The following is a 20,516-nucleotide window of genomic DNA, read 5'->3' as shown; positions in this document are numbered from 1 at the left end:
AAGTGTGAGATAGACGCACGCGATCATCGAGAGCGCGGGAGCCAACCATACCCATCCCCGCCAGATGGCTCGCGTCCACCGCCCGGGTAACAGCGCGGCAACAAAGCCGAGCATCAATGCCCCGAGTGCAGCCGATGCTGCCCAGCCATACCAGTAGATCGCCGGTGCGAGGAAGCCCATCGCGGGGTCGGCGACGTCTCGTGTATGATGCGTGCCCGCAAGGACAACGCCTAGCGAGGGAAAAACGGTGAACAGCGCAACATCCCTTGCGAGTGCGACCACGTAAAGGATGGCGAATGTCGTCCCGAACGCAAATGCAAAGCGGCGAAACGAGGCCGATGACGTCATAAGCCGAAACCCATGATATTGTTGGCGACGTGGCCGGTCAGAAAGCCCCACCAGACAATAAAGGCAAGGATCGAAGTGAGCGCGGCGCGTGTTTGGGCAGGTTCATCGTCAAGCGGCCGTCGCCAGCATACCCAGTAGGCGGGCAACAACGCCAATCCGATAGCTGCGAAGTGCTCCTTGAGGTCGAAGAAGCCGAGTACGTGCCAGTGACCCGCGCGCTCTAACTCGGGTCTGACATCCACACGGAAATAAAGGTAGATGATCCCACCCAGCAGCGTTGTGGCCACATACAGAGCGACCACAGCGTTTGCAAACAAGGCGGACGGCACGGAACGAAAGCGGCCAAAGAATGAAGGCGGTCGCTTATCCGCCGATGCCCATGCTGCCAAAGTCTGGTGAGTTATCGCGCCAAGTAGTGCGACTGCGATCAATCCGTGAATGATCAGAAGAGCTGTCGCCAGAACCTCACTCCCGTTAACGCCTGCTTCCGGCTCACTTGAAGAGTTCCTCAGCCCCGAATGGCTCTGCCGACCACGGCCTGAACCGATTGAGGGTGAATTTCGTCTTCTGGCCGGGTTGGACATCGAGAAGCACGTAATTGTACTCCTCTTTCGGTGCCTGTCCCTTCCAGTAGAGGTCCGGTGGATAGTCAGCGGGTACCTTGATGCTCGTGCGACCGGGAAGGATTGGGTCCTGTTCCGCGCCGCCACCGCCCAGCATCAGATACTTTACGCCATCTACCTCGTAGATTTCGGTGGTGTGGACGTGCCCGTTCAACACGACCACCTCCATGTCCTTGGCATACGACGCGATCACCTTGTGCGGATTGTCGGGGGCCGGGATTGGACCTAAGCCAGACCGCGCAAACACAGGATAGTGGAAGACAATAAAGACCTTACGAATGCCATTGGCCTTGGCTTCGTCCATCCACTTCTGAAGCTGCATCATCTGTTCGGCATACTTTGGCCGATCGGCGTCCCAAAGCGAAGGCGAACGGTAGTCGTACTTGCCGCTCCAAAGATAGATAAAGCGGGTACCTTTGAAGTCGAATTTGTAAATGAGGTTTTCGGGCGTTACGCCGAATTTCTTCAAATACGGCACGGCCGAGAGAACGCCCTCAATCTTGGGGTCCGCCCATACCTCGTGATTGCCCACACTCATGAAAAAGCGCCCGTCCAACCCGGCTGCGCGCATCTCGTCGTCTGGCACGGGCAGCTTCTTCAACATCGTGTCGTTCACCCGCTTCCAGTATGGGCTGTCGTTGACGGTTAGGCCCTGATTGCCCCACCAGACCGCGTCGCCACTATTGACCACGAATTTGGCGCGCCCGGACTGAACGTCCTTCACGATTTCACGTGTCACCCATTCGCCGCCCTGAAGCCGGAACATCGTCCGATGCACCCCGGGAAGCAGTTTAGTGTCCTCAACAGACGCCTCGGTGACCCAACCGTTATCCACTGTCAGTGTCATGACTTCCGTCTTCGACGCGAACGGCATGATTACCTTAATCAGCTCTTTGGTAACCGGATCGAAGATCATCTTCACATCCCTCGCCACCACCGCTTCAGCGACCTTTTCCGGCATGACCAACCCGAACATTTCGACGAAGAATTTGTTCAGGTCCGGCTGCCCCTCTTTCAATGGAAGGTACATCATCGGTCGGGTATCCCCGACCGCCGCGAACGAAAACCCGGCCCCGGTGGCGATTGTTGTCTGCGCGACGGCCGTCCGCACACTGGCGACTAGCGGCATAGAAATCATGGGCAGCGCAGCGAGCGTTTGGAGTACGAGGCGGCGGCTTGGGCTGCTGGATGATTTGGATGATGGCATGGTCGTTAAATCCCTAAATTGAGGAGAGGGAATGACCTTCGCATTGTATTCTCGCGCACAACCTAGCTCGACGAGCCACTTAGTTACAGCGCAAAATACGCTTTCATCGGAATTCAGCGGGGTCGTTGGTCGCGCTAACGACGTGATCGAAGAACGGCGGCTCATATCTGTAAATGGCCCAGAGCGGACGTTCCGGGCGACGTTGGCCCACGTCGTCTTTTGACCCGAAGATCGCGGCGTCGCTACAGCACGTATTTGGCGCCCGGCAGCTTGCGCAGCATGGCCGTGGCGGCCCAGCTCAACGCAACGGTGCCGAAGAACACGATCGCGGCCTTGGCGGTCGCCGGCAGGTCGAAATCGAACAGCCAGTATTGCAGCCACAGCACGATCGGATAGTGCACGAGGAACATGCCGTAGGCGTCGCTCTGTATGCGGTCGAGCAGCGTCGGGCCCGACGATTTCGATTGCAGGAAGTAGGCCAGGATCGCGAACAGGATCGAGGCACTGAACAGAACGAAGAAGGTGCCATAGATCGAAAGATACCAGCCCGGCAGCGGATTGGGGTTACCGATGATCTCGCGCTTGATGTAGATCATCACCCACATCAGGCCGTAGGGGATCACGGTGATGCCGGTCCAGAACCAGCGCCGCTCGGTCAGCCGTCCGTGCGCGCTGAGCAGGCCGCTCTCGAAGTTTGCGGCACCGATGCCTGCGCCGACGAAGAAATAGGCCGCATACAGCAGCACGCGGCTGGCCTGCACCGAAAACGGTCCGAACTCGAACCAATAGTACGGACCGTAACGGACCAGCAACGGCACGTAGACGATGGCACTGACGACGACGAGAAACAGCCCGAACTTCCAAGGATGATCAAATCCCTTGATCGACAGCCGGTTGATTGGATCGAGCAGACGCGACGACACCCGGTATAGCAGGCTTGCCGTCAGGTCGAAGGTCATCAGGACATAGACGAACCAGATCGGCCCGCTCGGCCAGGGCCCGAAAATCATGGTCTTCCACCAGAACTCGGAGAAGGTCAGCTCCGGCGTCTCGCGCAGCGCGATCGCGTAATAGGCGATGGGAATGACGGTGACCGCACAGATCACAAACGGCAGGCCGAGCCGCAGCAGCCGGTCGCGTAGGAAGGTCAGCCACGGCTTGTGGCCGAGCCCCGGCCAGACGAACAACCCGGACAGGAAGAAGAACATCGCCATAAAGAAGCTGTCGGTGGCGAGCACCACGCAGTCGAAGCCGATCCACGATGTCGGGTCGGTGTGCCCGAAATAGGTGTAGGGGATCACGGCGTGATGCAGCAGCACGACCAGCGTCAGGAAGGTGCGCGCACGGTCCAGCGCGACATTGCGCTTGTGGAGCTTCGGTGCTGCCTGGACGTCGACGGCCGGAGCCGCGTGAGCAATTGACTTCATGGCACCCCCGCCGGGGTATGCAGCTCATGGTGCAGTCGAGAACCCGATTAGCAAGGCCAATTGCTCACTAGATTAGACCCCGAACCAACATTTTACCATCCACTCCTCCTCGTCCCTGGTTGTCAGGCTGCGAGAGAGACCCAAGAAGGATATGTACTTTGTGCCATTGCAGCTCAGACGGCTCCCTCTGTAAGTCAGACTGTATGTCCCAAAGGGACGCCTCAATAGAAGCAATCCCGGCCTCTTCGATCCCGATCACACGGCAGGAAACTTGAAATTGAGGCCCGTCTCATGCGCGGTGCTATTCCAATTGCTGCGATGTCGGCTTCTGGCCCTGAGCGGACATCACTTAGGCGTCCGTCGATGTCTGCTTTGGAGGACAACTCGGACCTCGCGATCTCTGGACGCGCGTACCAGATTTATGATTACACGCCCTAGGCAACAGGATCCGCGTCGGCGGACACCACCAGCAGGTCCTTGGATTTGCGCGCGATCAGGCGGCCGAGATCGCCCTGCTTGTAGGTCTCGACGAACTTGATGGCGAAGCCGTTCGGCAGATGCCGGACCACGCGGCCGACGCAGGCGCCGATCGCCAGCGGCATGCCGATCGGCGGCTGCAGTTCGGAGGACACCGCCGCGCCCGACAGCGACATGTCGATGATGAAGCAGCTCTGCATGGTGCCGTCCGCCAGCGTCAGCATGGCATGCGGCGCGACGGGCACGAAACGCGGATTGTTGCGCGCCTCGCGGACGCTCGGATCCTTCTGCTTCTTCTCGATCCAGGTCAGCTTGTCGGCGAACTTCTCGCGCCTGGCATGCGTCATCTCGAGCTCGACCAGGAAGCTGCCGCTCATCGTGTCGGTGATGCAGCCTTCGAACTTGCCGAACTCCTCGAAATACGACGTCAGCCGGTCGCCGACCTTGCCGACGACAGGCACGTCCACGATCATCCGGAACGGCGAGACGCGCGTGGTGCGGCAGGCGAAGGTGCGCAGCTTGCCCTGCGCATCGTACCAGTTCGGCAGCGTGTAACTGCCGTTGACGATGATCCTCACCGCGCGTTGCTTGAGAAACTTTTCGACAGACACGACTGGACCTCGCCCGAGGCGATCTGAGTGCACGGAGGTCTGGGGTTGACCGACATTCGTGGTCGGTCTGGTGGCGGGGACATCCGTTACCGACGCGATACCAGCGGGAAGGCTGCGGGTTGCGTCCCAGCGCGTCGCGCATCGTCCTGGCGCGCAGGTGCGTACAGTCGTACCGTCGAAACACTAGGGAAAAGTTAAGCCGGGACAGAGCGCGGGCGGCGCACTCTATGGCGCAACCCTTACGCGGCAGTTTATTTTGCAAGCCGTACAACTACCGGGAGAGCTGCCGCACGCCGATGCAATCGCGCCGTGCTCGAAACGGCCTGCCTCGGCTCGCAACCGGGTGCTAGCCTTGATCGTAGCCTCAACCTTGAAACCAGCCTTGGCCGAAATCAGACCGGATCCTCATATGCCAACCATCTCAGACAAGTCGCTTGCCGACGGCAAGATCCTGCAAAGCGTGGTCGACGGCGTCGGCGTCATCACCTTCAACAATCCCGACAAGCGCAACGCGATGTCGCTGGAGATGTGGGAAGGGCTCGGCGAGGCGCTGACCGCGTTGCGCGACGATCCGGCTGTCCGTGTCGTGATCCTGGTCGGCGCCGGCGACAAGGCGTTCGTGTCCGGCGCCGACATCAGCCAGTTCGAGAAGACCAGGCACAACGCGGAAGCTTCCGAGGAATATTCACGGCGCAGCGCCGCCCAGCGCGCCCTGCTCGCCGACTACCCGAAGCCGACCATCGCCTGCATCCGCGGCTTCTGCCTCGGCGGCGGCATGCAGGTCGCGATGCTGACCGATATCCGCATCTCCGGCACGAGCGGCCAGTTCGGCATTCCCGCCGCCAAGCTCGGCATCGCCTATGGCTATGACGGGCTGCGCGCCATCTGGTGTCGCTGGTCGGCCCGTCCTGGGCGCGGCTGATCATGTATACCGGCATGCGGATCGACTCCGCCGAAGCGCTGCGGATCGGCCTCGTCGATCGCGTGCTGCCGGAGGCCGAGTTGTGGGATGCGACCATGGAGATCGCGCGCACGATCTCGGGCAACGCGCCGCTGGCGATCAAGGCCGCCAAGATCACTATCGCACAGGTGCTGAAGGATCCCGCCGATCGCGACATGGCCGCGATCAAGCAGATCGGCATCGACTGCATGGACAGCGCGGATTTCCGCGAAGGCCGCAACGCCTTCATGGAAAAGCGCAAGCCGCGGTTCCAGGGCCGGTAGCCAGCCGGTGTCATCACCCACGCATGCCTTCGCGGATAATGACAGCTGAGAGTGCGGTAACAGCGGTGGTCCATCCCCCGTCGTCGTTGCCACGCAACACGCTGTCATCGCCCGGCTCGACCGGCGATCCAGTATTCCAGAGGCGGTCGTTCTTGAGCCGATGGGCCGCGGCGTACTGGATCGCCCGGTTAAACCGGGCGATGACAGGTGAGGATGGGATGCCGCTCACGCTATTTCTGAATAATAGAATAATACCGCCGATTTGCCCGACATGTCAAGTTGCCGTGTCGAACGCCGGGCAGCCGCCGGCTACTTTGCATGGGGTTGTTTTCGATATTTTGGCGATGCGCTCGCGATCGAACCTGCCGCCTACTTCTTCTCGTTGACCGGCACCGTGTAGTTGAGGATCAACCGACCGCCGTCGGGATAGATGGTCTGGCCGGTGATGTAGGAGGCATCGTCGCTGGCGAGGAACGCCACGACCGAGGCAACCTCGCTCGGCTCGCCGCAGCGCCCGGCCGGGGTGCGCGACAGCACGCTGCGCCGCGCGTCCTCCGACGAGAAGATCGCCGTCGCCACCATCTCGGTCAGGATCGTGCCGGGCCCGACCGCCACGACGCGAATGCCGTGCGGCGCCAGCGCCACGGCGGCCACCGACGTGAGCTGCTTCATCGCGCCCTTCGACATCGCATAGGTCGCAAGCGAGGGGATCGCGAGCAACGCGTTGACCGAGGACATGTTGACGACGACGCCGCCACCGCCCTGCGCGATCATCTGACGCGCCGCAGCCTGGACGCCGAAGAACGCGCCCTTGAGGTTGATCCCCATCACGTCGTCGAATTCGGCCTCGCTGATGTCGAGGAAGTCGCGGTTGCGCGCGACGCCGGCATTGTTGACCATGACGTCGAGCCGGCCGAACTCCTTCACCGCGTGAGCCACGATACGATCGACATCGGCGCGCTTGCTGACATCGGCCTCGACGGCCCGCAACCGATCCTCATGTCCGAGCTCCTGGGCGGCGTGGACCAGCCCCGCAGGGTCGACATCCGAGATCACGACCCTGGCGCCATCGGACAGGAAGCGCGCTGCGCAGGCCTTGCCGATGCCGCGCGCCGCCCCGGTGATGGCGACGACCTTGCCGGAATTCTTCATGGGATTGCTCCAGACCAAAACTGTTCACGGAGCAATAGCGCATTGCGCGTCGGCAGGGAACGCGGCGGATTCTCCGGGCGATATTTCAGGGCTTGATGCGTGCGAGAATCCGGTCGGCCTCGGTGCGCCAGTCGGCGCTGCGGGCGAAGTCCGGCGTTCCCTTCGGCCCGAACACGCCTTCGTCGGCGAGATCGGCGATCCAGCCCTGCCGCTCGGCGGTGCCGGACGCGGACCATGGCGTCAGGTGGGCCTCACGCACGGTCTCCGCCACCTCGCGCACCTCCTCGGCACGCCGCCGGCCATGCTCGATCACCCGCTGGAAGAAATAGGCGCCCTGCTTCTCCCAATCGATGCCCGGAAAGGTCTCCTTGAGCGAGGCGAGCACCGCGTCCTCGACGCCATAGGCGCGTGCGGTGGTAAAGCTCTCGATCACCATGGCCTCAAGGCTCTTGATCATGATGCTGCGGCACATCTTGACCGCCGAGGACACGCCAAGCTCGTCGCTCGCGACCTTTGCCGCGAAGCCGAGCTCGACCAAAAGCGGCGCCAGCTCGCGCGCGCCTTCGCCGCCGAGCAGCAGCGGCACCTTGATCCGGTACGGCGGCAGCGAGGTCATCACCGCGCCCTCGACATAACGGCCGCCGGCGCCATCGATGTGGGCCGCCGCGCGCTGCTTGGCGCCGGGCGAGGCCGAATTGAAATCGAGAAACCAGGTGCCGTTCCGGATAGCGGGCGCGCAGGCCTCGGCCACTGGCACTGCCTGGCTCGCCGTCACCGCCGAGATGATGAAATCGGCCCGCGACGCGAGATCGGCATGGGACTGCGCAAGCGCCACGCCGGTCTCCGCCGCATGCGCACGCAGCGGCGCGCCCGCCTCGCGGTCGAGCTTGATGTCGTAGGCCACGACCTTGACGCCCTGTTTGCGCAGGTCTTCGGCGAGGATGCGTCCGACCTCGCCATAGCCGAGCATGCCGACCCGCCACTGCCGCGGATCGCTGGAGATTGTCATCAGTTCAAGTCCCATGTTGTGTCGTCGAACAACTCGTCGACCGCGACGCGCCGGGGTATCAGCGCCTGCTGGACGCAATAGTCGATCATCCGTTCGAGCGGCTTGCGGTTCGCCTCGACGCCGAACGGCAGCAGGTCCGGCACATCGGCCGGACCGGCGTTCACCTTGGCGCGCTTGAGCAGTTCATAGAGGCTACGCACCACGTCCGGGCGCGACGTCGCAAGCTGCCTCGTCACCACCACCAGATGATTGACCGGCACAACGCCATGCCGTGCGTACCACCGCTCAGCCTCTGCGGCCGGATCGGCGAACAACGGCTTGAGCGCCGGATCGCCCGAGGTCTCGCCCAGCACGGCATCGAGCTCGCCGTCCTTCAGCATCTGGATGATGGTTCTGCCCTTCGGGGCGCGTTCGGTGCTGTCGAGATATTCGGCGACATGCGGGTCCTCGAAGGTGACCCAGTCGATCCGGTCGAGGTTGACGCCATGATCGTTGGCAAGGATGCCGCGCATCCATGCGCCGGTCGTCGTGGTGAACGAGCGGATGCCGACCCGCTTGCCTTCGAGTTCGGCAGGCATGAGCGTGCCGCGGTCGGCGCGATAGAGCGCATGGCCATGTTGGAAGCGACCGACCATCGCAGCCGGCAGCAGCACCAGCGGCTTGCCGTGCGCCCTCGCCATCAGATAGGTCACGATCGCCATCTCGCAGACGTCAAACGCCTGCTCGCGCACCATTGGCTTGAACGCGGCGTTGGTCGGCGTGAACTCGGTGAAGTCGAGATAGAACAGCTCCGAGCGCAGCTCACCGCGCTTCACCGCCCGCACGTGCGGGTGATTGCCAAGCACCGTGCGCAGCCGAAATTTCTCCATGGCGACGAACTCCGCGGGGGTCAGGTCAGCGCGCGCCCTGGATTCACGCTTGCGGCCTTGCGCGGCACGGGCGCTGGTTGATCGACCGGTGTGGCCTGCAGCGCGGCAACCGTCGCGCGCACCAGTTCCTCGATGGCATGGCCGGCATCGGTGCCGTCGGCGCTGCCGCGCGACAGGCGCGAGACGCGCTCCGGCGTCACCAGCGTGTAGTAGAGCGCGCCGAGCAGGAAGTGGCCGCGCCAGACCAGATCGGTACGTGGAATGTTCGGCAGGCTTTCATGGATCGCGTCGATGAAGGCATGGCTGGTGTCGTCGAAGGTCTGCGCGATGATCTTGCGCACGACCTCGTTGCCCTCGGCCGACATGATCGCGCGCAATCGCGTGAATCGCGTCCCGCCGCCGCCAAGATCGCTGCCTGAGGTGAAGGCCGGCAGCACATAGGCGCGCACGATCGCCTCCAGCCGGTCTTGCAGGTCGCGCACCCGCCGCGCCGCCGCCAACAGCTCCGAGCGCCGCCGGTTCATCGGGCCGCAATGCCGCCGATAGATCTCCAGCAGCAGGCCGTCCTTGGTCTTGAAGTGATAGGTCACGCTGCCGGGATTGGCGCCGGCCGCCTGCGCGATGTCGCGGACCGAGACGGCGTTGAAGCCGTAGGTCGAGAACAATTCCTCCGCCGCGGCGAGGATCGCCTCGCGCATGTTCGGCTTGCGGGTGCTGGCGACCTTGGCGTCGGCTTTCGCGCCGGACTTGGCAGGTTTGCGGACCATATTTGTACTATCGTCCAAATATTCAGGTCGCGTCAACAACGCGGCGCCAAACCCGCATTCAGGTCAGTCTGACGTCGGGCTCGGCACGACCGCGTGCCGTGGCATTGAGCAGAAAGGTTTGGCCGTGGCCGGGATCGGCCGCGCGCTGGGCCTCATCCATATCCTGCCACGCCGACGTAACGAGCACGCGCGCAAAATCGCGGCCGACAAAGGCCGGGCAGCTCGACTGCTTCGCCGGCACCTTCAGCGAGCGCAAATGCCGGCCGCTGGGGTTGTAGACATCGACGCAGCCACCGCCCCAGCGCGCGTTCCAGATCATCCCATCGGCATCGACGATCGCGCCGTCGAGCCCGCCGGTGCCTTGATGTCTGATCAGGTCGACCGGCTCGCCGGTCGGCAGTCCCGTCGATGGATCGAGCGGGACGCGATGCAGCACATTGGTCGCAGTATCCGCGAAATAGCCGACATCGCCTGCGGGCGAGAAGCAGATCGCATTGGGGATCGTGATCCCGGGATAGAGCCGCGTGATGCGGCCGTGATGCAGCGCGTAGATCGCGCCGGCGCCGTGCTCGGCCTGACGCCCCATCGTACCGAGCCAGAACGTCCCCGACGGATGCACGCGCGCATCGTTGGAGCGCGTCACCGGATTATCGGCTTCGAGTGCGGCGAACAGCTCCAGCCGGCCGCCGGCGACCTGCCGGACGTAAAGCCCATCCTCGGCGAGGATGAGCTGCCGCTCGCCATCGATCCGCGCCAACGCGCTCGCCATCTTCGGCAGCTCGTGAATCACGGTGGCGCCGCTTGCGAAGCGATGCTCGAACAGGCGGCGCTCGCGGATGTCGAACCACCATGCGGTGTCGGTCGCCGCGTCATAGGTCGGGCCCTCGCCGAGATGACAGCGCTCGGCTGATAGCACCGATGTCGGCACCTGTTCGATCAGCGGCTCGGCGGCACGGTCGGTCATGGCGTCACTCACATGGTCGAGAATCGATAGATCGCGGTACGGCGATAGATCTGCCCGGGATCGAGCCGCGCCGACGGGAAGTCGGGCCGGTTCGGCGTATCCGGCCAGGCGTGCGGCTCCAGACAGAGCGCGTCGGATTGGCGATACAGCCGATCGCCCTTGCCGGCGCTCGAGCCGTCGAGGAAATTGCCGGAATAGAACTGCAACCCCGCCTGATCGGTGAACAGCTCCATCACGCGGCCGCTGTGCGGCGCCTCGAGGCGCGCCGCGAGGCGAGCGCCTGTCCCCGAGGCCAGGCAGAAATTGTGGTCATAGCCGCGCCCGAGCCGCAGCTGCTCATCATTCATCCTGATCCGTGCGCCGATCGCGGTCGGCTTGCGGAAGTCGAACGGCGTGCCGTCAACCGGCCGCGGCGGCTCTGGCAACGGGATCGCCGTGGCGTCTACCGCAAGGTATTGATCTGAGGCGATCGTCAGCCTGTGATCGAGGATCTGCGTACCCGAGCGCGCGCCGTCGAGATTGAAGAAGCTGTGATTGGTGAGGTTGACGTAAGTCGGCCGGTCGGTGGTCGCCTCGTAGGTGACCGCGAGTTCCATCGGGGCGCGCACCCGATAGGTGACCCGGGTCTGAAGATTGCCCGGATAGCCCTCTTCGCCATGCAGGCTTTCGCGCTCCAGCACCAGCGTTGGCTCCGGTTCATCGGTGAGCTCGACAACCCGCCACAGCTTGCGATCAAAGCCCTGCAGGCCGCCATGCAGCGCGTTGGGGCCGTTGTTGGCGGCGAGATTCACCGTCTCGCCATCGAGCACGAAGCGCGCGGCGGCGATCCGGTTGGCGTAGCGCCCGATGGTCGCGCCGAAGAATTTGCGCTGCGCGAGATAGCCGTCGAATTCGTCATGGCCCAGCACGACGTCGTCGCAATGCCCGCCGCGATCGGGCACGAGCAGCGCTTGCAGCGTGGCGCCGAAGGTGAGGATGCTGGCCTCGAAGCCGTGTTCGCCGTGCAGCGTCACGCGCTCGACCACGGTGCCGTCAGGCAATGTGCCGAAGGGCACGCGAGCGATGCTGGCTGATGTCATCGTCAGTCCCCGAACGCCTCGACAAGGCGCCGTCGCCCCAGCATGAAGCTATCGGCGACGAGCCGCAAGGGCGCGAGGTCGACGTCGGATTTTCCATCCAACGTCAGCGCGACAAAGCGGCGATACAGCGCGGGATACTCTTCGTCCGTGGCATCGACCACCAACCTGTTGCCGTCGCGCAGCTGCCGTCCGCCTTTCGACAGCGTCACAGGCCCGGCCTCGGTCTCGCACAGGATGTCCCAGCTCGGCGGACCGGTCTGGCGGAAATCGAATTCGGCGTGGATCGGCAGGCCGTTCTCATCGGACAGCTCGATTGCCGCGGCAATCGGCGCCTCCCGGTTGGTAGGAACGTCCAACATCGCGCTCCTGACGAAGACTTGGCGCGGCAGGATCTCGGTCAGGATCGACAGCGCGTTGATGCCGGGATCGAACACGCCGAAGCCCCCGGCCTCGAAGATCCAGGTCTGGCCCGGATGCCAGACGCGGACGTCTTCCTTCCAGATGATCGTCACCTTGTTGATCGTGCGGCCGGCGAGCAGTTTCCGCGCCGGTCCAACCGCGGGTGCGTAGCGCGAGTGCCATGTCGCAAACAATGTCCGGCCCGCCTCATGCGCGGCCGCGATCAACGGCGTGAGTTCGCTGAGCGTAGACCCGGGCGGTTTCTCCAGCAGCACATGCTTGCCGGCGGCGAGCGCCGTAGCGGCCTGCGCGTGACGCGCCTGCGGCGGCGTGCACAGCGCAACCGCATCGATCTCCGGCCCGTCGCGCAACAACTCCTGCAGATCGCGGAAATGCGGCAGGCCGGATGGGCTCTTGGCCGGATCGGCCACGGCGACGAGTGCAGCGCCTGATGTCTTGGCGATCGCAGGCACGTGCTGCCGGCACGCGATCTCCCCGAACCCGACGATGGCGATGCGGAGCAGATCGCTCATGGCCGTCCTCGCGTTGCTGCCCGCCCGGACGGCAGATGCCGCCAGGCAGGATCATAGGCCACCGCCGGATACCAACGGCATGATCCGCCTTTGGTTGCAAACGTGCAACTCCACGACGCCTTGTTGTGCGGCGCACGGCGGGGGCATCGGTTCTGATCCATCACAATCGATGCTCCAGACCGTTGATTTGACGGGCTTTCTTCACGCGAACCGGTGGCCGCATCGTTCGAAACCGGGCTAGCGCGCGGCTTCGAATCCGCCGAGCACCGCCGTCAGATTGGCACCGAGGATGTCGGAGAGATAGCCGCCCTCCTGCACCAGCACCGTCGGCAGGCCGAACCGGGCCAGCGCTTCGCCGATCCGGCGGAAGCCGTCGGTGGTGACGGCGAGGCCCGCGAGCGGGTCCTTCTCGGAGGCGTCGAGACCGAGCGCGACCACGAGCGCGGTCGGCGCGAAGGAGCGGATCGCCTTCTCCGCGGCCGCGAGCGCCTTGATGTAGTCGTCGTCGCCAGTGCCCTTGGCGAGGGGAATGTTGAGATTGGTGCCGAGGCCGGGCCCGGCGCCGCGCTCATGCGCATAGCCCCAGACGAACGGATAGAAGAACGACGGATCAGCATGGATCGAGACGGTGAAGACATCTCCCCGCTCGTAGAAGATGCCCTGCGTGCCGTTGCCGTGATGCACGTCGACATCGAGGATCGCGACACGCTCGTGCTTCTGGCGCAGATGCTCGGCCGCGATCGCGCTGTTGTTGAGGAAGCAGAAGCCGCCGGCAAGATCGCGATAGGCGTGGTGGCCGGGCGGACGACACAGCGCGTAGACAGCGTCCTCGCCATCGAGCACCATCTGCGCGGCGGTGACCGCGACGTCGCTCGAGGCGCAGGCACCGGCCCAGGTGCCGGGGCCGATCGGCGCCGCGGTGTCGACCGTATGCCAGCCGAGCTTGCCGACAATGTGGGTGGGATACGTACCGGCGTTGCGCACCGGATGCATGTTCGCGATCATCTCCGGCTCGGCATTGCCGAGCGCCGACCATTCGTCCCAGGCATCGGCGAGAAAGCTCAGATATTCCGGACTGTGCACCCGCGCCCGCGGCCCCCGCCCGAATTTGGTCGGCTCGATCAGCGTGTGCTTGCCGGCCTTCAGGCCCGCCAACAGGCGGTCGGCGCGCTCGGGCTGCTCGGTGGTGCGTTGGACCACACCGCGGACCAGGAAGAATTGCGGATCATGGCTGCGGTGCAGATCACTGTAGACGGCCTTCACGGGATACTCCTGTTCAATGAGCAGTTGGGCTGAGCCTTCGCTGGCGAATTGTACCGTATCAGCGGCGGCGATGATCTGAAACAGCGCGCGATTTCATGCTATGCCCGCAGGCAGCGCAATGATTCAAGCAGGATACCAATCCCGGCCATGGCGGGAAGCAGGGCGAAGACGGAGGATACGACAACGGGGCGGCGCGGCCGGCCACGTTCCGCCGCGACCACGGCCGCGATCCTGCACAGCGCCTATGCGCTGATGGCGACCACCGGCCTTGCCGCCACCACCATCGACGCGATCGCGAGACACTCCAACGTCTCGAAGATGACGATCTACAAATGGTGGCCGTCGCGCGAGGCCTTGCTGATCGATGCATTCCTCGACCAGGCCTCGCGCGCGGTGCCGCTGCCCGAAGCGGGCAATCCGGTGGCCCGCATCCGCCGACATGTCGCGACCTATGTCGAGGCCTTGCAAGGTGAGTTCGGGCGGGTACAGCTCGCGGTGATCTCGGAATGCATCTCGCAGACCGGCACGGCCGAACTGTTCTATGAGCGCTACCTCGGCCTTCGCCGCGCCAGGATGCTGGAAATCATCGCCACCGGCCAGAAGGACGGCAGTATCAGCGCGCCGGGCGTGCCCGGCGATATCTATGACGCGATCTACGGCAGTCTGTTCTACCGCTATGTCTTCGGCATCAAGCCGCTGACGCCGGCCTATGCCCGCAACCTCGTCAATCTGGTGCTGCGGCCGCACGCCGACGCGTGAATATCACGCAGAGCGCTGCCGCTGACGGCGGAACCAGGCCCAGGTCTCACGCGTCACGGCGCGGTAGTTGCTGCCGCGATACATGATGTGGCCATCGACGATGGCATTCAGCTTCGGTAACGCATGGAACGGCACCGTCGGATAGGCATGATGCTCGACATGATAGGGCATGTTCCAGGCGAACCATTTCATGATCCGGCCTGTCATCGTGGTGCGCGTGTTCTCGAACGCGCTCCGCGTCCGCTCGCAACCGGTGTGCTCTGCATAAAGATACGGGCGCAGGATGAGCTGACCGGCCAGCAGCGGCACGATCCACACAAAGAGCAGGATCGCGCTGTGCAGTGCGAGCGATGCCGCGAGCAACAGCAGGTAGCCTGCAAGATAAAGCCGGGCTTCAAGCACGATCGCGGTGCGCTTGTGCTGCGGAATCCACGGCACGATCACCTTCCCGGTGAGGGCATGCCGAAACATCAGCCGAATCCGGACCAGCACCTGCAATAGTCCCGAATAGGCGATTGCGAGCTGGGTGTCCGACGCGGGCTTGGGACCAACGATCAGCTCCGGGTCCTTCTCCGGATCCTGAGTGTAGCGATGATGGTCCCAGTGAAACAGGCAGTAATATTGGTAGGGCAATCCGATCATGAAGGCCGACAGGTTGCCGACCACAAGATTGAGTGCGTGACTGCGAAACGCCGTCTTGTGCGCGGTCTCGTGCACGACCATGAACAAGAACGCGACGAAATAGCCTTGGATCGCAATCAGCGGCAACGCCCATAGCAAGCCGTAATGCGACGAGACCAACCAGATCAGCGCGCCGACCACAGCGATCATCCCGTAATGGCTTGCCGCGCGCACCGCACCGGCAAGGTTCGACTTGGTCGACAGATCGCGCAAGGTCAGCGGGTTGAGCGGCTTGAGGCGAGGTCCGGTATCACTGGTCTCTGCGGTGCTCATGGTCGTCTCACCTGTCAGCGTTGCAGGAGCGCCGAGATTTCGGCGTTGATGAAGGCGCGGTCTTCGGCGTTGTTGACCGGATTGCCGGCGCGGTGCCCGTGGATCGAAGGGATTGCGTGCAGCGCCGCGGAGCGGGCATTGACCAGGCGGCCGAGCTCATCCTCGTTGTCGCGCGGGTCAAAATAGCGGTCGGTGCGCCCGGGCATCAGCAGCACGTGGGCCTTGATCGCGGCCAGCGCCCGGTCGAGATCGCCGCCGAATTCGTCGCAACGGCTGATGTCGCCGGCCTGCCAGATCGCAATCTGCGCCAGCAGATTGTTCGCATCGCGCCGCGCGAAGGCACCGTCCCACGATCCCGCGAGGTAGTCTTCCAGCGAGTTGAAGCCGGCCTCGCGCCAGACTTCCTCGCGATAGAACTCATGCGACATCGCCCAGCCGGCATAGACACGCCCCATCGCGCGAAGGCCCGCTGTCGGCTTGGTGACGAAGCGGCCATCCTGGTAGGCCGGGTCGGTGGTCAACGCAGCCTTCACACCTTCGAGGAAGACATGATTGTAAGGCGAGCACCGCGCGCTGCCGCAGACCACCGCTGCACGCTCCACCATGTCGGGATAGCGCGCGGCCCAGTGATAGGCCTGCATGCCGCCCATCGACCAGCCGTAGACCAGCACGAGCTTGGTCACGCCAAACCGCTCGACCAGCAGCCGACGCTGGATGGCGACGGCGTCATGATAGGTGAAGGCCGGGAACGGTGCGTCGCCGAGCAGCTCGCTCGAATTCGACGGCGAAGACGACAGGCCATTGCCGAACAGGTTCGCGATGATGATGAAGTAGCGCTCGGGATCGAGTGCCCCGCCCGGCTGCACCAGCCATTCGATGTCGTAATGCTGCGCGGCGAACGACGTCGGATAGAGGATGACGTTGTCTTTGGCCGCGTTCAGCGTGCCGTAGGTCTTGTAGGCGAGCGCAAGCTGCGGAAACACCGCGCCGTCCTGCAAGGTCACCCTGCCTGCCTCCAACACCTCATAGTCGCGTAGCGTGGTCATGCGCATTCGACCTCGATCGGCAGGGCGCGACGCTTCGCTCCCTCAATAACTGTACTTATAGTACACTAATTAGGAACCGAAGCAAGAGCGGCGAAGGTGGAATGACACCGGGTCGATCCATTCAAAATCGGCATCGATCAATACCCGTTTGGCTTGGACCCATTGCCGTCATCTCTCTAGGACAGACCCCGAGGAAATCTTAAGGAGGCGCGAATGAGCGCAATTGTGTCCGCCACGGACGCGCGGCGATCCCGCGTCCGGCTGTTGATCGTGACGATGCTGTTTCTCGTCACCACCGTGAACTATGCCGATCGCGCCACGCTCTCGATCGCCGGCCCTGCCCTCTCCAAGGAACTGCATCTCGACCCCGTCGCGATGGGTTACGTGTTTTCGGCCTTCGGCTGGTCCTATGTGATCGCGCAGGTACCATGCGGCTGGCTGCTCGATCGCTACGGCTCCAAATGGGTCTATGCGATCAGCATCATCGTCTGGTCGATCTTCACCGCGATGCAGGGACTGACCGGGTTCCTCTCCGCGGGCGCCGCCGTGGTGCTGCTGTTCGGGTTGCGCTTCCTGGTCGGCTTCGCTGAAGCGCCATCGTTCCCGGCCAATGCCCGCATCGTCGCGGCCTGGTTCCCCGGCAATGAGCGCGGCACCGCATCGGCGTTCTTCAACTCCGGACAGTATTTCGCGACCGTGATCTTCGCACCGCTGATGGGCTGGATCGCGCACGAATACGGCTGGCGCCACGTGTTCTACGTGATGGGCGGGCTCGGCATCATCATGGGCATCGCCTGGATCAAGACGATCTACGAGCCGAAGGACCATCCTGGGATCAACGAGGCCGAATTCGACTACATCAAGCAGGGCGGCGCGCTGGTCGACATGGATGCGGCGAAGGCCGGCAAGGCACACGACAGCGGCCCCGGCTGGGACCACATCCGCCAGTTGCTCGCCAACCGCATGATGCTCGGCGTCTATATCGGCCAGTACTGCATCAACACGCTGACCTACTTCTTCCTGACCTGGTTCCCGGTCTACCTGGTGAAGGAGCGCGGGCTCTCGATCCTGCAGGCCGGCTTCGTCGCGACATTGCCGGCGCTGTGCGGCTTCGTCGGCGGCGTGCTCGGCGGCGTGATCTCGGACTACCTCCTGCGCCGCACCGGCTCGCTGACCATCGCGCGCAAGATCCCGATCGTCGGCGGCATGCTGCTGTCGATGGTGATCATCGCCTGCAACTACGTCGACAGCCAGGCGCTGGTGATCGGCTTCATGGCGCTCGCCTTCTTCGGCAAGGGCATCGGCGCGCTTGGCTGGGCGGTCGTCTCCGACACCTCGCCGAAGGAAGCCGGCGGCGTCTCCGGCGGGTTGTTCAATACCTTCGGCAATCTGTCCTCGATCACCACGCCGATCATCATCGGCTACATCCTCGCCGCCACCGGCTCATTCAACGGCGCGCTGGTGTTCGTCGGCGCCAACGCTCTGGTCGCGGCGATCGCCTATCTGTTCATCGTCGGCGAGATCAAGCGGGTGCAGCTAAAGGCGGCCTGACCGGGCCGCCGACGTCTATCGCCCGTCATTGCGAGGAGCGACAGCGACGAAGCAATCCATGGTTCCGCATATGCCGCGCGATGGATTGCTTCGCTTCGCTCGCAAAGACGGGGATGGAGTTGGGCACAAACCCAAAACGGCGGCTTCGGCCGCCGTCTTTGTCTTCTTGTTTGTCTGCTTTTTTGTCTTCTTGGCCAGCGGGAGGCATCGATGCTAGAACGTACAAATCCTCGACCGATCCATTCCAGGCTAGCATCGATGTTCGACCTGAACCAGCTCCGCTGTTTCGTCACGGTGGCCGAGGAATTGCACTTCGGCCGCGCCGCGGCGCGGCTCAACATGACGCAGCCGCCGCTGAGCCGGCAGATCCAGGTTCTCGAGCACATCATCGACGCGCCGCTCTTGGAACGCACCAGCCGTTCGGTGCGACTGACCCCGGCGGGACGCAGCTTCCTGCCGGAGGCGCGGCGCATCCTCAAGCTCGCGGAGTCCGCCGCGCAGGTCGCCCGCCGCATCGCGCTCGGCAAGACCGGCTCGCTCAAGATCGGCTTCACGGCCGCGGCCGCCTATGGATTCCTGCCCGATCTGATCGCAGCCGCCCGCTCCCGCCTGCCCGAGGTCGATTTTTCGCTGAAGGAGATGGTGTCCGGCGATCAGTTCGAGGCGCTCACCACCGGACAGATCGATGCCGGCCTGCTGCGCCCGCCGATCGCGCGGCCGGAGTTCGCCAGCCGGCGCGTCGTGGCCGAGCCGCTGCTCGCTGCGATCCCGAAGAAGCATCCGCTGGCCACAGCCGACACCGTCAGCATCAAGGATTTCGACGACCAGCCCTTCGTGATGTATTCGCCCTATGAGGCGCGCTACTTCCACGATCTGCTGGTGTCGCTGTTCACGCGCGCCGACGTGCTGCCGCGCTATGTGCAACATCTCAGCCAGATCCACTCGATCCTCGCGATGGTTCGCGCCGGGCTCGGCGTCGCCATCGTGCCGGAGGCCGCCGCTAGCCTGAAGATCGCGGACGTCAAGCTGAAGCCACTGAAGCTGCGCACGCCGGTGCCGGTCGAGCTGTTCATGGTGTGGCGGCGCGATCATGAGAACCAGTTGCTGCCGTCCTTGATCGAGATCGCAACCGAAATCGCCGCCCCGCACCTGCGCGGCGATTGATGCAGATTGTGTATCGCTCGATACCGCGTTTGGCTTGGACGCGCATCGAAGCATTCCCTAAGAATTCGACCATGGACGCGCGCTGCTCGCGCATCCCTTATCCCAACATCATTCAAGGAGTGGCGCCATGAGCAAGATGACCCCTCGGGAAATGGCCGCGAGAATCGGTGGCGGCCTCCTGTCTTTTCCCGTAACCCCGTTCAAGCCGGACTATTCGTTCGAAGAAGCGACCTATCGCGCCAACATGGACTGGCTGTGCGGCTATGACGTCGCCGGCCTGTTCGCGGCCGGCGGCACCGGGCGAATTCTTCTCGCTGACGCCGTCTGAAGTTCCGCATGTCGTGAAGATCGCGGTCGAAGAGACCAAGGGCCGCGTTCCCGTGCTGGCCGGCACCGGCTACGGCACCGCAATCGCCCGCGAGATCGCTGTCGGCGCCGAGAAGGCCGGCGCCGACGGCCTGCTGTTGCTGCCGCCCTATCTCACCCATGCCGAGCAAGACGGCCTCGCGGCGCATGTCGAGGCGGTGTGTGCGTCGGTCAAGATCGGCGTCATCGTCTACAACCGCGACAATGCGATCCTGCAGCCCGATACGCTGGCGCGCCTCTGCGAGCGCTGCCCGAACCTCGTCGGCTACAAGGACGGCATCGGCGACATCGAGCTGATGACCCGCGTCTACACCAGGCTCGGCGATCGCCTGACCTATATCGGCGGCCTGCCGACCGCGGAAACCTTTGCGCTGCCCTATCTCGACATGGGCGTCACGACCTATTCGTCGGCGGTGTTCAACTTCGTGCCGGAATTCGCCACCGAGTTCTACGCCGCGGTTCGCCGGCGCGATCATCAGACCATCCATGCAGGCCTGAAGGATTTCATCCTGCCGCTGATCGCGATCCGCAACCGCAAGAAGGGCTATGCAGTGTCGATCATCAAGGCCGGCATGAAAGTGATCGGCCGCGATTCCGGCCCGGTGCGGCCGCCGCTGACCGATCTCACCGAACAGGAGATCGCCGAGCTCGCGGCGCTGGTGGCAAAGCTGCCGCAGGCCGCGACCCAGCAGGCGGCGGAATAGGCCGAACGGCCAACGACCAA

General features: G+C 63.8%; 18 protein-coding genes and 2 pseudogenes. 5 read left to right on the top strand and 15 right to left on the bottom strand.

The window, feature by feature from the left end:
* Nucleotides 1-344: 344 nt before the first annotated feature.
* The 4 genes from ACVIGA_RS30820 to ACVIGA_RS30805 form a co-directional block, all read right to left on the bottom strand.
* Entirely contained in the window at nucleotides 345-779 is a 435-nt protein-coding gene (locus ACVIGA_RS30820; protein WP_456668965.1) for a hypothetical protein, read from the bottom strand.
* A 61-nt stretch (nucleotides 780-840) separates the two neighbouring features.
* Nucleotides 841-2,178 (bottom strand): metallophosphoesterase family protein, encoded by a 1,338-nt coding sequence (locus ACVIGA_RS30815; protein ID WP_456668964.1) that lies wholly within the window; start codon nucleotides 2,176-2,178, stop codon nucleotides 841-843.
* A 242-nt stretch (nucleotides 2,179-2,420) separates the two neighbouring features.
* The gene (locus tag ACVIGA_RS30810) at nucleotides 2,421-3,605 is read right to left on the bottom strand and encodes an acyltransferase family protein (protein ID WP_456668963.1); all 1,185 of its coding nucleotides are present in this window, start codon (nucleotides 3,603-3,605) and stop codon (nucleotides 2,421-2,423) included.
* A gap of 434 nt (nucleotides 3,606-4,039) precedes the next feature.
* Nucleotides 4,040-4,693, bottom strand: a complete 654-nt coding sequence (locus ACVIGA_RS30805) for a PilZ domain-containing protein (protein WP_456668962.1) — start codon at nucleotides 4,691-4,693, stop codon at nucleotides 4,040-4,042.
* Nucleotides 4,694-5,102: 409 nt separating this feature from the next.
* On the opposite strand from ACVIGA_RS30805, the pseudogene ACVIGA_RS30800 reads away from it, so the two are divergent.
* Nucleotides 5,103-5,917, top strand: a pseudogene (locus tag ACVIGA_RS30800) (enoyl-CoA hydratase).
* A 13-nt stretch (nucleotides 5,918-5,930) separates the two neighbouring features.
* Here the strand turns inward: ACVIGA_RS30800 and ACVIGA_RS30795 are convergent.
* The 9 genes from ACVIGA_RS30795 to ACVIGA_RS30755 form a co-directional block, all read right to left on the bottom strand.
* Complete coding sequence (locus ACVIGA_RS30795) at nucleotides 5,931-6,146, bottom strand: hypothetical protein (protein WP_456668961.1); 216 nt, start codon at nucleotides 6,144-6,146, stop codon at nucleotides 5,931-5,933.
* A gap of 140 nt (nucleotides 6,147-6,286) precedes the next feature.
* On the bottom strand, nucleotides 6,287-7,069 hold the full coding sequence (locus ACVIGA_RS30790) for an SDR family NAD(P)-dependent oxidoreductase (RefSeq protein ID WP_456668960.1): 783 nt from the start codon (nucleotides 7,067-7,069) through the stop codon (nucleotides 6,287-6,289).
* Nucleotides 7,070-7,154: 85 nt separating this feature from the next.
* On the bottom strand, nucleotides 7,155-8,078 hold the full coding sequence (locus ACVIGA_RS30785; RefSeq protein ID WP_456668959.1) for a DUF1932 domain-containing protein: 924 nt from the start codon (nucleotides 8,076-8,078) through the stop codon (nucleotides 7,155-7,157).
* Nucleotides 8,078-8,947 (bottom strand): hypothetical protein, encoded by an 870-nt coding sequence (locus ACVIGA_RS30780; RefSeq protein ID WP_456668958.1) that lies wholly within the window; start codon nucleotides 8,945-8,947, stop codon nucleotides 8,078-8,080. Before ACVIGA_RS30780 ends, ACVIGA_RS30785 begins: the two co-directional genes overlap by 1 nt.
* A gap of 20 nt (nucleotides 8,948-8,967) precedes the next feature.
* The gene (locus tag ACVIGA_RS30775) at nucleotides 8,968-9,714 is read right to left on the bottom strand and encodes a TetR/AcrR family transcriptional regulator (RefSeq protein ID WP_456668957.1); all 747 of its coding nucleotides are present in this window, start codon (nucleotides 9,712-9,714) and stop codon (nucleotides 8,968-8,970) included.
* Nucleotides 9,715-9,772: 58 nt separating this feature from the next.
* Nucleotides 9,773-10,651, bottom strand: coding sequence for an SMP-30/gluconolactonase/LRE family protein (locus ACVIGA_RS30770; RefSeq protein WP_456670923.1), 879 nt, complete (start codon nucleotides 10,649-10,651; stop codon nucleotides 9,773-9,775).
* A 35-nt stretch (nucleotides 10,652-10,686) separates the two neighbouring features.
* Complete coding sequence (locus ACVIGA_RS30765; RefSeq protein ID WP_456668956.1) at nucleotides 10,687-11,757, bottom strand: aldose epimerase family protein; 1,071 nt, start codon at nucleotides 11,755-11,757, stop codon at nucleotides 10,687-10,689.
* Between the two features lie 2 nt (nucleotides 11,758-11,759).
* Complete coding sequence (locus ACVIGA_RS30760) at nucleotides 11,760-12,689, bottom strand: Gfo/Idh/MocA family protein (RefSeq protein ID WP_456668955.1); 930 nt, start codon at nucleotides 12,687-12,689, stop codon at nucleotides 11,760-11,762.
* Nucleotides 12,690-12,926: 237 nt separating this feature from the next.
* The gene (locus ACVIGA_RS30755) at nucleotides 12,927-13,952 is read right to left on the bottom strand and encodes a histone deacetylase family protein (protein WP_456668954.1); all 1,026 of its coding nucleotides are present in this window, start codon (nucleotides 13,950-13,952) and stop codon (nucleotides 12,927-12,929) included.
* A 147-nt stretch (nucleotides 13,953-14,099) separates the two neighbouring features.
* On the opposite strand from ACVIGA_RS30755, the gene ACVIGA_RS30750 reads away from it, so the two are divergent.
* Nucleotides 14,100-14,711: a TetR/AcrR family transcriptional regulator gene (locus ACVIGA_RS30750; protein WP_456668953.1), complete on the top strand. Its 612-nt coding sequence runs from the start codon at nucleotides 14,100-14,102 to the stop codon at nucleotides 14,709-14,711.
* Nucleotides 14,712-14,714: 3 nt separating this feature from the next.
* Here ACVIGA_RS30750 and ACVIGA_RS30745 read toward each other — a convergent pair whose 3' ends face one another.
* Both ACVIGA_RS30745 and ACVIGA_RS30740 read right to left on the bottom strand, forming a co-directional pair.
* A complete protein-coding gene (locus tag ACVIGA_RS30745; protein ID WP_456668952.1) occupies nucleotides 14,715-15,665 on the bottom strand; it encodes a fatty acid desaturase in 951 nt (316 codons plus the stop codon).
* 14 nt (nucleotides 15,666-15,679) lie between these two features.
* Nucleotides 15,680-16,711, bottom strand: a complete 1,032-nt coding sequence (locus tag ACVIGA_RS30740) for an alpha/beta fold hydrolase (RefSeq protein ID WP_456668951.1) — start codon at nucleotides 16,709-16,711, stop codon at nucleotides 15,680-15,682.
* Between the two features lie 213 nt (nucleotides 16,712-16,924).
* Between ACVIGA_RS30740 and ACVIGA_RS30735 the strand changes: the two genes are divergently transcribed.
* From ACVIGA_RS30735 to kdgD, 3 genes and pseudogenes are all read left to right on the top strand, one after another.
* Complete coding sequence (locus tag ACVIGA_RS30735) at nucleotides 16,925-18,262, top strand: MFS transporter (RefSeq protein WP_456668950.1); 1,338 nt, start codon at nucleotides 16,925-16,927, stop codon at nucleotides 18,260-18,262.
* Nucleotides 18,263-18,520: 258 nt separating this feature from the next.
* A complete protein-coding gene (locus ACVIGA_RS30730) occupies nucleotides 18,521-19,426 on the top strand; it encodes a LysR substrate-binding domain-containing protein (RefSeq protein ID WP_375776577.1) in 906 nt (301 codons plus the stop codon).
* A 127-nt stretch (nucleotides 19,427-19,553) separates the two neighbouring features.
* A pseudogene (kdgD, locus tag ACVIGA_RS30725) lies at nucleotides 19,554-20,496 on the top strand (5-dehydro-4-deoxyglucarate dehydratase).
* The last annotated feature ends 20 nt before the right edge of the window (nucleotides 20,497-20,516 follow it).

The sequence above is a fragment of the Bradyrhizobium sp. USDA 3240 genome (assembly GCF_054063295.1).
Note: the sequence above shows the minus strand (reverse complement) of the source record. Positions and strands in the feature narration are given on the sequence as shown.